This window comes from Streptomyces sp. KL109B (assembly GCF_030766935.1).
In the GTDB taxonomy this organism is placed as follows: domain Bacteria; phylum Actinomycetota; class Actinomycetes; order Streptomycetales; family Streptomycetaceae; genus Streptomyces.
In genome coordinates this window covers 245,375-259,673 of record NZ_JASERL010000005.1, presented here as the reverse complement: position 1 = coordinate 259,673, position 14,299 = coordinate 245,375, and the positions used below count along the sequence as shown (strand labels likewise).

Annotated in this window: 8 protein-coding genes; 1 reads left to right on the top strand and 7 read right to left on the bottom strand. The window is 70.8% G+C overall.

Annotated features, from left to right (window positions below):
* Nucleotides 1-87 precede the first annotated feature (87 nt).
* From RBJ65_RS19245 to RBJ65_RS19215, 7 genes are all read right to left on the bottom strand, one after another.
* Nucleotides 88-2,124: a glycosyltransferase family 2 protein gene (locus tag RBJ65_RS19245; RefSeq protein ID WP_306317426.1), complete on the bottom strand. Its 2,037-nt coding sequence runs from the start codon at nt 2,122-2,124 to the stop codon at nt 88-90.
* Nucleotides 2,117-4,306 (bottom strand): hypothetical protein, encoded by a 2,190-nt coding sequence (locus RBJ65_RS19240; RefSeq protein WP_306317425.1) that lies wholly within the window; start codon nt 4,304-4,306, stop codon nt 2,117-2,119. The genes RBJ65_RS19245 and RBJ65_RS19240 overlap by 8 nt, the downstream gene beginning before the upstream one ends.
* Nucleotides 4,303-5,913: a glycosyltransferase family 2 protein gene (locus tag RBJ65_RS19235; protein ID WP_306317424.1), complete on the bottom strand. Its 1,611-nt coding sequence runs from the start codon at nt 5,911-5,913 to the stop codon at nt 4,303-4,305. The genes RBJ65_RS19240 and RBJ65_RS19235 overlap by 4 nt, the downstream gene beginning before the upstream one ends.
* 59 nt (nt 5,914-5,972) lie before the next feature.
* A complete protein-coding gene (locus RBJ65_RS19230; RefSeq protein ID WP_306317423.1) occupies nt 5,973-7,409 on the bottom strand; it encodes a GDSL-type esterase/lipase family protein in 1,437 nt (478 codons plus the stop codon).
* 60 nt (nt 7,410-7,469) lie between these two features.
* A complete protein-coding gene (locus RBJ65_RS19225; protein ID WP_306317422.1) occupies nt 7,470-9,851 on the bottom strand; it encodes a glycosyltransferase family 2 protein in 2,382 nt (793 codons plus the stop codon).
* A gap of 51 nt (nt 9,852-9,902) precedes the next feature.
* Entirely contained in the window at nt 9,903-11,261 is a 1,359-nt protein-coding gene (locus RBJ65_RS19220) for a GDSL-type esterase/lipase family protein (RefSeq protein WP_306317421.1), read from the bottom strand.
* 257 nt (nt 11,262-11,518) lie between these two features.
* Nucleotides 11,519-13,765, bottom strand: coding sequence for a penicillin acylase family protein (locus RBJ65_RS19215; RefSeq protein ID WP_306317420.1), 2,247 nt, complete (start codon nt 13,763-13,765; stop codon nt 11,519-11,521).
* A 203-nt stretch (nt 13,766-13,968) separates the two neighbouring features.
* Here RBJ65_RS19215 and RBJ65_RS19210 point away from each other — a divergent pair, with 203 nt between their 5' ends.
* Nucleotides 13,969-14,277 carry a hypothetical protein gene (locus RBJ65_RS19210; protein WP_306317419.1) on the top strand — a complete coding sequence of 103 codons (309 nt, stop codon included), beginning with the start codon at nt 13,969-13,971 and terminating at the stop codon, nt 14,275-14,277.
* Nucleotides 14,278-14,299: the final 22 nt, after the last annotated feature.

Below are 14,299 nucleotides of genomic sequence, written 5' to 3'. Positions count from 1 at the left end.
TTGATCGTCGAATGTAGTCAGGCTGCATCAACCGTAACCAACCCGTCAAACGGGACAATTAGCTCGATCTCACACCTCTGAGCCGGTTCACAGGCGGAGGCTCACATTGCGCTTGTCCGTGATGTACGGGCTGCAGTGCAGGGCCTTCGCCTTGCGGGTCAAGGGCTCCAGGTCGGTGGAGGTCGCGTAGGTCGGAGCCGCGACGCGGATGTCGCGCAGGCCCCGGCCGCGCCGCAGTCTCAGGTAGACGTCCCAGGTGCCGTCGAGGCCCTCGCGCAGCTCGGAGGTGAGGGACGCCGTGAAGCCGATGGCCCAGTCGGGTACGGGAGGCGCCCAGAGGGTCTCGGGGGCGGGCGCGTCAGCCCCTCCGTCCAGGCTCTGCGGGGCGCGGGCGGCGGGCGGATCGAGGAGCGTCGGGAAGGGCGCGAGGGTGGTCGGAAGCTCGATCTCGCTGCGCGTACCGCGCTGCGACAGCACCAGGGTCGCCGCCAGCGGCATCGTGCTGTCCCGGCCGCTCCAGGCGCCCCCGACGAACCGCGCGGAACCGTCCTCCCAGGTCACCCCCGCCAGATAGGCCCTGGCCGGGGTCCGGTGGCGGCCGGCGACGCCGATGGCGGCGTAGTGGCCGCGCGCGGTCGAGTACAGCTCCGCCTCGTACATGCCGTAGCCGGGCAGCGGCTCGGCGTACTGGGGCGTGGGCACCCGGTGGCTGCCGAGGTCGCCGCCGTGCAGCCGGGGCCTGACGGTGGCCTCCCCGATCCGGCCCACGAGGGCCGCGTCCCAGACCCCGGGCGGCAGGATCGAACCCTCTACGCAGGTGGTCAGGGGGATGCGGGCACGCCAGGTCAGCGCGTCGAAACCGGCGTACGAGAGGGTGGTGACGGGCAGCTCGACCTCGTCGTCGGCGCCGCCCCGCCGCGTCAGCGACAGATGGAACTCCACGTCCCGGATCGGCAGCCCCGGCACCTCCGCGCGGCCGGTGAGCGCGAAGTCCTCCTCGTCGCGGAACGCGGACTCAAGCGCGGCGTGCGCGTCGAGCGAGTCCGTGACGTCGTAGACCAGGTCGGGGACCTCGGCATCGGGGTCGCGCAGATACGGCAGGTCGGCGTAGAAGCGTCCCGCCGAGGAGAACTTCGCCTGCGTCGGGCGCTCGGAGACCAGCTCCGTGGTGTACAGCTCGGCGAGGAGATCCCTGCGCCGCTTCGTGAGGAGCACGGCCGACAGCCGCTCGAACGGATCGCACTCCAGCAGCGCCGCGTCGGTGAGGACGGGGGAGAGGGCCGTGGCGATCCGGTCGAACGCCGACTCGGCGGCCGGCACCCCCTGCACCCCCACCCAGCGGCGCAGAAAGCCGACCACGTCCTTGATGTGCCGTGACACCAGGACGTCCCGCTGCGCCTGGGCCAGGCCGGACTCCTGGATCCGGCGGACGGGCTCGACGATGTTGGTGACCCGCTGAGGCGCCTCGTACGTACGGGACAGCTCCTGCTGGTCGCCCTGGGCGCGGGTCCAGTAGTAGCAGTCGTGGTCCGCCACGATGGCGATGGACTCCGGGGCGGCCAGATAGGCGGTCGACACGAAGATGATGTCCTCGCCGTAACCGGCCTCCTCGTCGAAGCGCAGGTCGAGGCGGTCGATGAGTGCGCGCCGGAAGAGCTTGAAGACGACCTGGTTCCGGTAGGCGTGGGTGTCGAAGATGTTCCCGAGCGTCACGGTCTCGCGGAACATGGACGTGGCCGGGCGGCGCCCGCCGACGCCGACGATCTTGCCGAGGACGATGTCCGCGCCGCCGCGTTCGGCGAGGGTGAGCATGCGTTCCAGCGCCTCTTCGCCGAGCCAGTCGTCGGCGTCGAGGAAGTAGAGGTAGCGCCCGCGGGCGTGCTCGATTCCGGTGTTCCGGGCGGCGGCCGGCTTTCCCCGGTGGTCGATGGTGAGCACGGTGATCATGGGGTGCAGGGCGGCGAGCCGGTTGAGCTCCGCGGGGGTCGCGTCGATGGAGCCGTCGTCGACGACGAGGAGTTCGATCCGGTCCGCGCCGATGCTCTGCCGCACCACGGAGGTGACGCACCGCTCGATCGTCGTTTCCGCGTTGTACACGGGAACGATGACGCTGATGTCAACCATTTCCGTGCTCCCCTTCCTGCAGGTCGAACTGCGGCTCTTCCTGGACTTCCGGCGGAATCTCCTCCGGCTCGGTGTCCTCCTGGTTGAAGGGCGTGGCCACCGTCGGCACCGGGACCTCGCCGGCCGGAAATGTCCGGATGCCCCGGTCGTACAGGTCGTCCACCGCGTAACTGAAGCGCTTCTGCGCCTCGGGCCCGCCCAGGACGAACGTCCGCAGCACCCGGCGCCGCTCCGCGAGCCGGTCGTCCCCCGCGGCCCGTACGGACTCCAGGAAATCGCCCACCGCCAAGTCGTCCCCCACGGGCACGAGATACGCGGCGCCCGCCACGGAAACCTGTTCCGTCAGCTCGGCCACGGAAAGGTCGCGGGGATTGGAGAGGGCGTACGGCTTTCCACTGGCCAGGAAGTCCGACACCACACTCGAAATATCGCTGATCATTCCGTCCACCGAATTGAACACGGCGAAAAGACCCGGCAGCCGGCCCGTGCTGTGGAAGTGCAGACGCGGACTGTTGACCATCGGGAACAGCTCGTACCAGCGGGCGATGGCGAATTCATGGCGCACCACCCGTTCCTGTTCGGTCAGGTGGTACGCGGGGGAGTCGCGGCTGCGGTCCTGGAGTTGGGCCATACGTTCCTCCAGCGCGGCCATCTCCTTGAGCACGGTCGGGTCCGCCACGAGACCCGGGTCCTCGGCGAGCCGCCGCTTGTTGTCCTCCTCCAGGATTTCCAGGATCTTCCGGTGCTCCTCCGCCGCCTCCTCGGAGCGGTAGCCGAGCATCGGGTGCGGGCGGTAGACGATGCGGCCCTCCGGATTGAGCCGCAGCAGTTCGGTGACGATGCGCACGCCGAGCTCCGGCACCGAGCTGTAGTCGCCCTCCCGCGTCCAGCCCTCCCACGTCGGCGCGTACAGCACGGCCGGGTGCTGCCTGGCCTCCGGGGCGGCCGGTTCGACCTCGTCGAGCTGCGGCAGGCCGACCTCCACGATGGCCTCGTCGGGGATCGATCCGCGCAGCCTGCGGTAGCGCTCCCGGCCCGCCATGCCGGCCACCCAGATCTCGTCGTACGTCTTGCTGACCCGGTTGCTGGAGGCGAGCTTGTCGCTGTCGCCGTGCCCGACGAAGACGTGCTTCATTTCCGCGCGGCCCAGCATGTGCACGTTCTTTCCGGCGTTTCCGGGATAGAGCACGACGCGAGCGTACGGGAGGTGGATCTCGCCCAGGTCGTCGGCCTTCGGAACGCAGAGGGCCGGAATGTCGGTGGGGGCGAGGAGTTCCATGGAACGGCGTTCGCGCAGAACGACGAGACAGCTTCTGCCGGTGCTCTTCAGAACCGGCAGCCACATGTTCACCTGGTACATGAAATCGCTGGAGGCCGAGGCGAAACTGAAGTACACGACCACCTCGGGCCTGGCATAGCCGAGCGCCCGGTTGACCGCGGCGAGCGAGTCCTCGCGCTCCGGCACCCGGTGCGCCCGTATCGCCTGCGGCAGCATGACGGACATCGCGACGATCGACACGAAGATCAGCGCCCCGACGCCCAGATACAGCCAGGCGACCTCGTCGCTGACGATCGACGCCGTCGCGCCGGCCGAGATCAGGACGTCGAGATAGAGGATCTTGCGGACGTAGCTGCGATAGACGAGGTTGCGGGGCAGCGGCGGCGGAATGGCCTCGCCGAGGTCCAGGGTCCGCACCGTCACCGGAATCGCCCGGTGTTTTCGCTTCGCGGTCTCCAAAGGCAGCCCGTACAGCACCAGGAACACGAAGAGATAGATGAAACCGCAGGCCAGTAACGCGGTGGCATGCCGAGGAAAGCCCGGGAACTCGCCGAAGAAGCCGATCAGCAACAGCTGACGGATCAGGAAACGCATCGTCAGGCCGAAGCGGTTCTTGCGCAGCAGCGACAGCGCGTTGGACTTCACGTACGGCAAGGCGAGATCGACGCCGTAGCTGACGAGGATGCCGACGGCGAAGAACCAGTGCGAGAGCGTGGCCACGCCGTACGCCATCGCGACGTAGGACCCGAGCAGCACCAGGAGCAGGGCGTTGCCCGCGACCCACCGGGCGGACACGCGCGCGGCGTTCAGCAGGCGGCGCCCCGGGGACGGCGACGTCGCCTGCTCCCCGTCGGCCGGGTCGAGGGAAGGGTCCTGCGTGGACCGGGTGTCGGAAAGTGTCATCGCGCCCCACCCGCGCCGGGGCCCGCCGTGAGCTCGCAGGCCAGATAGCCGCCGGGCGTCCGGTACACCCGCACCCGCGTCGCGTCGTTGCCCGTGAACAGGCCCTCGTCCAGGGCCTTCCCGACGCGCGCCGGAGCCTTCAGACGGGCCTCCTTGGCCATCCCGCCGGAGGCGACGATGACCCAGAAGTCCCACGGCCCCGGCCGCTTCCGCGACCAGTCGACCCGCTCGAAGTCCAGCGCGGTGCGCCAGCCGGCCTCGTCGTAGTCGTGCACACCGTCGCCGCGCTCGCGCGTCAGGAACGGGGTCGGCCAGGCGTCGACCGGGAGCACCAGGGACCCCTCTCCGCCGCGTCGGCGCAGGTGCAGGGTGACCGTGCATTTGGAGCTGTCGAGGGAGCCGACGTAGCCGAACCCGGCGAGCTCCACCCGGCCCGGTCCCGACTGGTCCGCCTGGAGAAGTTCGGCCCTCGCCCGGAGCCGGTCGGTGGCGTCGAAGACGTGGTCGGGCAGGGGGTTGCCGGGGCCGCGGTGGGCGCGGAAGAACGGGAAGGCGCGGTAGACGCGGTTGCCCTCCACGACGGTCCGCGCGCGGTGCGAGAAGCGGCGGTTGACCGCCAGATAGGACACCTCGTCGAAGAGCCCGCGGTCCGCGGCGAACGAACACAGCGCCGGATACAGGCCCACCCGTCTGCCGATGCCGTTGCTCCAGTACGTCTGGCGCATCCGCTGCAGCTCCAGGACCGCGCACTGCCGCTCGCAGTACGAAGCGTCGGAGTCGAGGATCGAGAGCATCTCGTCGATGTGGTGCCCGATCAGCACGGACAGCATCCGCTCGGCCTCGACCGTGGCCCGGGACCGCCGGGTGGCCTCGGCGGCGGCCCGGAAGAACGGCAGGGACCGCTCGGCGCAGTCGCGTGCCCGCGGCACCACGCCGTCCTCCGGGGCGTGCGCCTGCCCGAGGCGGTAGCAGACGTAGTCCGACACGAAGGACACCCGGGCCGCGGCGGCCACCGCCTCGGCCACGAAGACGACGTCCTCGCCGCTGTGCAGGGCGGCGTCGAAACGGATCCGGTGCCGGGACAGCGGCTCGCGCCGGAACAGTTTCATCACGCCGAGGTGGCGCAGGGCCTGCGCCCGCGCCCCTTCCTCGCCCGGCTTCGCCTTGAACGCCTGCTTCTCGAAACCGCGCAGGCCGCCGCCCGCGACCTTGCCGACGACGACGTCGGCGCCATCGCGCTCGGCCGTCGCGAGCATGCGTTCAAGGGCCTCGTCGCCGAGGTGGTCGGCCGGGTCGACGAACAGCACGTACCGTCCGGTGGCCCGTGCGAGTGCCTGGTTGCGTACGACACCGGGGGCCGCGGCGGGTGCCTCGCGGCGGACGACCGAGACGGCGGGGCCCGCACCGGCCGCGAAGGAGTCCGCCTCCTCGGCGCTGCCGTCCGTCGACGCGTCGTCGACGACGATCACCTCCATGCGCTCGGGCGGCAGCGTCTGCCGGCCCAGCGACTTCAGACACCTGCCGAGCTCGGGCATGCCGTCGCGGACGGGCAGCAGGACGCTGACATCCGCCGGGCGTGGACCGCCGGGCCCGGTCTCGGTGCGCATGGTGGGCTTCCTCCCTTCAGGTCTTCCGAATGCGGCTCCAGGTCCTGCCGAGTGCCGCTCTACGGTTCGCTCCGGACCACGGGCCACCACTCCCGGAACGCGGTCGGGAGCGTGTCCGCGCCCGGCAGTTCCGGGGGCGGGGCGACGGTTTCCATGACCTCGACCCGCCAGTCCGCGGGCGGCGAGACGACCATGCCGTGACACGCCACGACCCGGACCGTGTGCTGACCGGCGGGCCAGGGGTCGGGCGGGGTGAACGACCAGCGGCCGCTGTCGTCGACCTTGGCCTCCCCGATCCGGCGGCCCTGGTGGAGGACGACGACCATCGGGGCGTTTCTCGCCACTCCCGCGAGGACCGGTCTGCCGCCCGACACGAACCGGCCGCGCAGCGGATGTGTCACGGTCGGGGCCTCCAGGGTGGCGATCACCCGCAGCGGCAGTTCGACCGGGATCGTGGCCGCCTTGTCGGTCAGGCCGATCGCGGTGAGCGTGTGCCGGCCTTCGGGCCAGTAGTAGGCAAGGCGCCACAGCCAGGTGCCCTTCGGCCCGACCGTCGTCTCGCCCACCGGGCGGCCGTCCATGAAGAAGACGAGGTGCCGCACCCCCTTGCCCGCGGTGCCGCGGAAGCGGCGGCGCGGCAGCACGACGGTGCCCGGGGCGGGGTCCTGGAAGGTCACCTCGACCGGGAGCTCGGGGACCCCGGCACGCCGGGCCAGCTCGGCCTCGATCCTCGCGGTGTCCCACTCGGCGCGGCCGGGGAGCGGGGGCGGCACGGGGGCGGGGGACTGGAACCAGCGGGCCTCGACGAGCCCCTGGGACCTCAGTTCCTCGGCGATCAGCGCGGCGACGCGGGCGCAGCCGGCCCGGTTGAAGTTACTGGTGTCGATCTGGCCCTCCGGCAGTTCCGGCAGCTCACCGGCGCCGAACCAGTTGAAGTAGAGGCGGGTCTCGTGGGGGCCGATCGAACGGAAGAGGCGTGCCGTGAGCTCATGGAGGTCCAGCACGGGCACCTCGTGCGCGGCGGCGGCCTTGCGCACCAACTCGGCGTACCCGCCGGTGGCGTCGATGACGGTGCCGTCCTCGTAGAAACCGGAACGGGCGGCCTGCGTGACGAACACCGGAACCCCGCCGCGCTCCCGCACCCGCTCCGCCATCCTGCCCAGGACGTAGCGGAAGTCCGCCGGGGCGACGTACCGGTCGTGGCGGTGCAGCTGCTGGTCGACATGGCCGTACGCGATGAGGACGATGTCGCCGCGGCGCAGGGTGTTCAGGACGGAAGGCAGGAAGATCTCGGCCGCGCGAAGGACCGACCAGTCCTTCCTGCTGAAGTTGTAGACCCGCACCTCGTCCGTGAACAGCCGCTCCAACTCCTCGCCCCAGCCGGCGCGGTCGCGGCGCTTGGGAGCGACGAGCTTGGCCACGGAGTCGCCGAGGATGTAGACGGCAGGTGCGGAACTCCAACGCTCTCGCGCGTCGGCACCGATGACGGTTTCCACGTGGGCCCACTCCCGAATTCCGTAGGAGACTCTCGAACGCCGGTCCGGTCGAAGCCCGCGTTACGACGGGCTCCATTTGTGGGCCGCCGAGGCGACGGTCTCCTCCGGCAGCGCGAGTTCGAGCCGGAGCGTCGCGTGGGCGGGGAGCGCGTCCAGGCCGAGATCCGCGGCGCTCACGTGCGCGCTGAACTCCGGCCACGTGGCCGTGCTTTCGAGGACCGGGTCCTCGGGGGCGGCGGGGAAGGGGAGCGGGAGCGCGGCGTCCTCGGCCTGTTCGTCGGCCGAGACCCGCAGCTGGAGACGGCCCTCCGGCCGGTCGAGGACGCCCACCTGGCCGACGACGTCGAGCGTCGCTCCGTCCGGCGACAGGGACACGCCGGTGATCCGGAGACCGGCCGACGGCGGGAAGTACCGGCCCGCGGAGTCGAGCGCCACGGCGCCGCCCCGCGTCAGATAGGGCGTGACACCCATGGCCGTACCGGAGGACGTGGGCACGAGGAGCGTGCGCCCGACCCGGGGGCCGTCTCCGGGAGCCTCGGCGGTGCGCAGCCGCACCGGCCGTTCGGCCAGGCCGTCGGCGGCGACCCGGACATGCACCTCCCACACATCGGCGGGGAACCCGGCCCCGTCCGCGGAGTGCCGTGCGGGTTCCAGTACGGCGGTGAAGCGCGCGTGCCCGCTGTCGTCGGCCGCTACGGACGCCGGGAACTCCGGGTCGTCCTCCGTGACGCGCCCCTTGAGCAGTCCGGAAAGGCGAACGTCGGCGAGCGGCACGGCCTCCGACGCCACGTCGACCTCGTACAGCAGCTCGTCGTTCTGCCAACGCTGTCCGACGAGCGTCGCGGTGACCGGAACGGTCTCGCCGCCGACGTCGAGCGCCGCGTAGCCGCCCTTCGTCCCGTACACGCGCACATAGCGGCCGCTGGGCGGGTCGAGGTGGTGCTCGTTCGCCTCCGGCGCGAGCGCGCCCGCCGTCGTGAGCCGCGCCTCCCGCGTGACACCCCGGCTGGTGACGCCCACCCAGAAGTCCCAGATGCCGTCCGGGAGTTGACCGCCTTCCGCCGTGACCTCGGCGAGGGTGAACTCGGCGGCCCAGCCGTCCTCGCCGGAGCCGTGCGCGGGAATCCGTTGGGTGACTCCGTCGGCGCGCCGCCTCAGAAGCAGCTCCGCCGAGGTGTCCCCGCACTCCAGGGGCCCGATGGAGCCGTGGACACGTACGCGCAGTGTCCCGTTCTCCGGGGTGTAGTCGAGCCGGGAGGCGTGGGCCCGAGCCGGCAGCGTGCCGGTGACGTCGTACAGCTCGTCCGGGATCCGCTCCTCGGCGGACCGGTGGAAGCGGAAGAACGGCCAAAGACGGTAGGCGTGGCCGTCCTCGACGAACAGCTCCGCGTCGTCCCGGTGGGGGTGCGCCCAGGCGAGGTAGATCAGCTCGTCGAGCTTGTCGTTGCGCAGACAGTGCACCAGCAGCCGGTCGTACGGGGGGATCGCCTGGAGGAAGCCGTCGTCCCAGTGCCGGTCGAAGAGCTCCAGCGAGTAGCGGATCGTGTCGGCCACGAAGTCGTCGGTGAACCGCTTGTGGCCGACCTTGGCGTTGAAGCGGTACGACCCGATGACGGGCACCAGCGTCTTGTGGAGCACCGCCCGGAAGTGCCGCCCGAGCAGCGTGCGCCGCCCCACCGGGTCCGTCACCCGGTCGTCGACCAGGCCCATCACCCGCTGGATGTGCGCCACCCGCTCGTGGGCCGTCTTGCTGCGCTGGGTCAGGCTCGTGCCCACGGTGCGCCGCACGACGTAGTAGCAGGTGTAGTCGCCCACCACCGAGATCACGTCGGCCGCCAGATACGCCTCGGTCACGAAGACCTGGTCCTCGCCGAGCCACAGGTCGGTCGCGAAGCGGATCCCCCGGTCCTCGAGCATCTTGCGCCGGTACAGCTTCATCGGGCTCAGCGAGCGGTACACCTCGGACGTGAACAGGGGCGCGACGGGTGCGTGCCGGAACGCCTTGACGGACATGACCCGGCCCCCGGTGCCCACCATCTTGCCGAGCACGATGTCACTGCCCTGCGCCTCGGCCATGGTGACCATGCGCTCCAGCGCCTCGTCCCCGAGGTAGTCGTCGGCGTCGACGATGTACACGAACTCGCCCCTGGCCAGGTCGAGGCCCTGATTGCGGGGTTCGCTCGGCCCGCCCGAGTTCTTCTTCCGGTGCACGACGCGGATCTGCGGGTGGCGGGCGGCGTAGGCGTCGAGGGTCTCGCGGCTCTCGTCGGTGGAGACGTCGTCGATGGTGATGACCTCGATGTTGTCGAGGCCGATGCTCTGCCGGACGAGCGAGTCGAGGCACTCGGTGAGATACGGCATCGCGTTGTAGACGGCCACGATGACGGACACCTTGGGGGTGGCGCGACCGGTGGTGCCGGCTTCGGCGGGAGGGTGGGGCATGGTGACTGCCATCCGTACGAGTCGGGCGGCGCGGGGCCGGATGCGGTCGGGTCAGCGGGCGTCGGCGAGGGATGGCGGCCGTGGGCCGAGCGGGCTGTCGAGCGCGTCGAGCTCCGCCACGTGCAGGCGGTGGGTCGTGGCGGGGGAGCGCACCTCGTTGAAGAGCGCCAGGAACGTCAGCGTGTGCTCGCCCGGGGGCCACGGGTCGGGGTGCTGGAACTGCCAGGCTCCGTCGGCCAGGACGGGCGCTTCCCCGATCCATCGGCCGTTCACCAGAACCACCACCTTGCGCGCCCCGGTCGCGGTGCCGCGCAGGAGGGGCAGCGGTCCGGTGAGGCGGCCGGGGCGGGGCGCGGTGACCCGGGGCGCCGCCACCTCGTCGACGACGGTGAAGGAGAGCGCGGTGCGGCCGGTCGGCTCCGCCTCCGTGAGGCCGTACAGGCCGATCCGGTGCTGTCCGCCCGCCCAGTGCACCGGCCGCCGCCACATCCAGTGGCCACCCGGTCCGACGCCGGTGCTCCCGATCACGGCCGCGTCCTCGACGAAGACGACGCGGGTGATGCCACGGGCGGCCGTGCCCGCGAAATTGGCGTCGGCGGTGATGAAGGAGCCGTTCCTGACGCTCCTGGAAGCGATCCCGTTCGAGGCGGCCTCGTCGGGGAGCGGCGCGTCCGGCGCAGGCTCCGCGGGCCGCGGGCGCTCGCCGAGGTCGAGGGGCTCGGGCGGATCGCTCAGGGCGGCTTCCGGTACGAGGCCCAGGCGGGCGGTCTCCTGGGCGAGCAGCCAGGCGATCCGGCGGGCGCCCTCCCGGTTCAGGTTCGTGGTGTCGACGCGTCCGCGCGGCGTCTCTTCGCTCTCCCCGGCGTCGTACCAGCGGAAGTACGCACGGGTGGCTTCGGGCCCGAGGCGTCGCCACAGGGACTCGGTGATCCGGTGGAGGTCGAGCAACGGGGCGCCGGTCTGCTCCGCGACGGCCCGCGCGTACAGCGGATAGCCGTCGGAGGTGTCGGCGACGGACCCGTCCGCGGCGAACTCGGCCTGGCAGACCGGTGTCACGATCACCGGCACCGCTCCCCGCTCCCGGGCGAGCGAGACGTACCGTCTCAGGAAGTCCTGGTAGTCCTCGGGCGAGGTGTACAGGTCCCCGCGGCTCACATGCTGGTCGGTCGATCCGAACGCCACCAGGAAGAGATCGCCGGGGCGTATCAGGTTCAGCACGTGTATCGCCTTGTCGCGGAGGAAGTTCCCCGCGTTGCGGGCGTCGTGCGCGAAGTTGAAGACGTCCAGGCGCCGCGTGCAGAACGAGGGAAGGTGCTGCGGCCAGCCGGAGAGCGTCTCGTTCTCCGCCGGTCGCTGCTGGGCGACGGAGTCGCCGGCTACGAAGAAGGCGGGTACGTGAGGCTGTGGCATGGCTTCCTCTGCTTCGGCGTCGGAACGGGGCGGTCCCCGTGTCGGCACGGTGTCGGTGCCCATGCGCCAAGGCATTCATGGCAGGTCCCGCGGCCGTTCACTGCCTCCGCCCATGAGCACGCTTCAGATGCCAGGGCAGCACACGACTGGGCAGTACGCCAACGGAAGCCGACCCGGTCGACGATACCCGCGGCCCGGTAAACGTCCTGTTCACAGGGGCGCGGGCACGCTCGCCGCCGCTCGCCGCCGGAGCCGTGCTACTCGCCCGGCCGGTACCTCCGTTCCACGTGCCCCGCCAGGTCCGACGGGTAGAAGTAAACGGGTCGAAGGTCCCCGCTCGCGTACCGCTTGACCTGGTCGCCGAAGTGCGGGGAGGTGGGGTGGCCGCTGGCGCCGCCCGCCGTCACCGCCCAGGCCCGCAGCTTCGGGCCGAATTCGACGACGGCGACGAAGCTGTTGCCGCTGGTGCCGTAGTAGCGCTTCGTGCCCGGGTAGCGCTTCGCGCCGAAGGAGGCGAGGGAGCCCCATTGGGCGGAGGTGAAGGGGACGGGGTAGCTGGGCAAGGCGTCGTCGAAGGTCTGGGTGATGGCGCCGTCGTTGCGCTGGTAGCGGTTGATCTCGGACCAGGGGACCCGCCAGTCGCCGAAGTCCTTCGTCAGGCGGTCGACCGCCGATTCGAGGGCGGTGAGGCGCTGGGTGTCGGTGGCGTGGTCGGCCATGTAGTCCCAGACCGTGAGGCCCGCGTCCGCCGCCGCCTTCGACACCAGGGCCCACAGGGCCTCGCCCCAGAACACCGCGAGGGAGGTGGCCGTGGAGCGGCTGGACCACTGGTGGTTCCAGGTGCGCAGGAGGTCGGTCGGGTCGGCGAGTTTCTTCTTCTGGGCGTCGCCGGAGGGGAGTTGGTCCCAGGCCTTCACCAGTCCTGGCAGGAGGCGGGCGAAGGCGGTGAGGTAGGGGTCGAAGGCGCCGGCGATGAGGGACTGAGGGGTGAAGCTGTCGCTGGAGGTGAGGACGCGGATGGCGTGCGGGCCGCGCGGGTTCTCGCCCGCCTTGTCGAAGTAGCGGGGGTAGTCCGAGGCGTGCGGGCTGTCCGTACCGGCCGCCGTCCAGGGCCAGTTGTTGCTGTTGTAGGCCCAGCCGCTCTTCGGGTTCACCGCCCGCGGCATGCTGTCCAGGGTGTGCAGGCCCTGCCAGTCGGTGGCCGGGTCGCTGCCGTCCACCGGCTTCATGTAGTCGAAGCGGTCGTCGCGGACCGGCATGAACTGCGGCATCAGGAAGGCGATTTCGCCCTTCGAGTCCGCGAAGAGGGTGTTGTTGGAGCTGTTGGCCTTCAGCTCCGCGACCTTCATGTACTCGCCGTAGTCATGGGTCGTCGTGCGCAGATAGCTCTGCTTGAGGGCTTCCACCGGCTTGTTCATCAGGGCGCACGCGATCCACTTGCCGTCCGCCTCGCGGACGATCGGGCCGTGGTGGCTCGCGTACGTCGTGAAGGTGTGCCGCTGGAGGTGGCCGTCGTCCGTGCGGCAGGCGAGGGTGACTTGGTGGGTCGTCAGTGGACGCTGTTCGTCGCCGTAGCGGTAGGTGTACGTGCCGTCCTGCGCGCGGTCGACGGTCTCCGCGAACTCGTCGATGTTGTCGACGCCGGAGGAGGTGTGCATCCAGCCGGTGTCCTCGTTGAAGCCCTGGTAGATGAAGAACTGGCCCCAGGTCGCGGCGCCGTAGACATCGAGGCCCTCCTCGCTCGTCACATGTTGTTCCGAGCGGAAGAAGAAGCTGGTGTGCGGGTTGATGAGGAGGAGGGCGTGGCCGTCGCGGGTGTGGCTCGGGGCGAGTGACATGCCGTTGGAGCCGGAGGGCTCGCGGAACCTCAGGCCGCGTTCGTCCTCGGTCAGGGGCAGCTCGCGGTCGGCGTAGAACGCTTCCAGTTGGCTCAGTGCCACCGATTCGATGTCACCTCCGATGCTGCCCTCGGAGAAGCTCAGTGGCATCCACGGTTCGAAGTGGGTGAGGACGCGGGGGTGTACGTCGGGGTGGGTCGCCAAGTAGTAGTTCAGGCCGTCGGCCCACGCGCGCATCAGGGCGCGGAGCCAGGGCGGGCACTGCGTCGCGTACTGCTTCTTGAGTGCCTCGGGGTCGATGAAGAGGCGCTGGCGGAGGTCCTGCCAGAGCGCGGACTCGCCCTCGGACTCGGCGAGTCGGCCGAGGCTCACCAGGTAGTTGCGCTCGATGCGGTTGAAGTCGTCCTCGGCCTGCGCGTACATCATCCCGAACACCGCGTCGGCGTCCGTCCTGCCGACCACGTGCGGGATGCCCCAGTCGTCGCGGGTGATGGTCACCCGTGCGGCTTGTCTCTTCCAGCGGGTGAGGTCGGAGGGGGCGGCGGCGTGGGCCGGGGCGGTCGGCAACGTTGTCGCGGCCACCGCCGTGAGCGCGGCCGCGCCGCCGATGACGTGACGGCGGCTCGGGCCGCCGTGCCGTATCTGATCCTGATCTACGTGAGTCATGCGGTGCTCCACCTTCGTCAGGGCCGTGCTGGAGGGCCGTGCCGGGGACGACACTAAGAACCTCCCCGGCGATGATCAACACTGCGTACGTGGCCGGTTGTCGACGGTCTCGCGGCGGTGTTCACCCCTGCGGAGCGATGCCGGGGAATCGAGCTCTCTCGATGCTGTCCTCCCATGTCCGGTGCGTTCGGGGGGACTTGTCCATGATGTGGATCGGTCGGCGGACGAAGCCCGCGCCCGTGGTGGTGCGGTGTGCCGCGGGGATTTTGGTGATCGAGGTACGTGGCGCCATCGAACCGGGCGCCGAGGCGTGGATCGGACGGGTGCTGCACGGGGCGATCCGGCCGGGTGGGGAGGGGGTGCTGGTCGATGTACGGGAGGTGCGGGACCTCGGGTCCAGCGGGCTCAGCGTGCTGCGGCTCGCCCGACTCCTCGCGGCGCGGCGGGGGTTGGCCTTCGGGTTCGTCGGGGAGCGGCGCGGCGCCCCCGAACTCCCGCCCGCCGCCGGCTGACGGCCGCGGCACTCACCCGCCG

Excerpts from the sequence above, each read along its gene's own strand:
- RBJ65_RS19220 (WP_306317421.1), bottom strand. The coding sequence starts at position 11,261 with ATGCCACAGCCTCACGTACCCGCCTTCTTCGTAGCCGGCGACTCCGTC.
- RBJ65_RS19240 (WP_306317425.1), bottom strand. The coding sequence starts at position 4,306 with ATGACACTTTCCGACACCCGGTCCACGCAGGACCCTTCCCTCGACCCG.
- RBJ65_RS19215 (WP_306317420.1), bottom strand. The coding sequence starts at position 13,765 with ATGACTCACGTAGATCAGGATCAGATACGGCACGGCGGCCCGAGCCGC.
- RBJ65_RS19225 (WP_306317422.1), bottom strand. The coding sequence starts at position 9,851 with ATGCCCCACCCTCCCGCCGAAGCCGGCACCACCGGTCGCGCCACCCCC.
- RBJ65_RS19210 (WP_306317419.1), top strand. The coding sequence starts at position 13,969 with ATGATGTGGATCGGTCGGCGGACGAAGCCCGCGCCCGTGGTGGTGCGG.
- RBJ65_RS19245 (WP_306317426.1), bottom strand. The coding sequence starts at position 2,124 with ATGGTTGACATCAGCGTCATCGTTCCCGTGTACAACGCGGAAACGACG.
- RBJ65_RS19235 (WP_306317424.1), bottom strand. The coding sequence starts at position 5,913 with ATGCGCACCGAGACCGGGCCCGGCGGTCCACGCCCGGCGGATGTCAGC.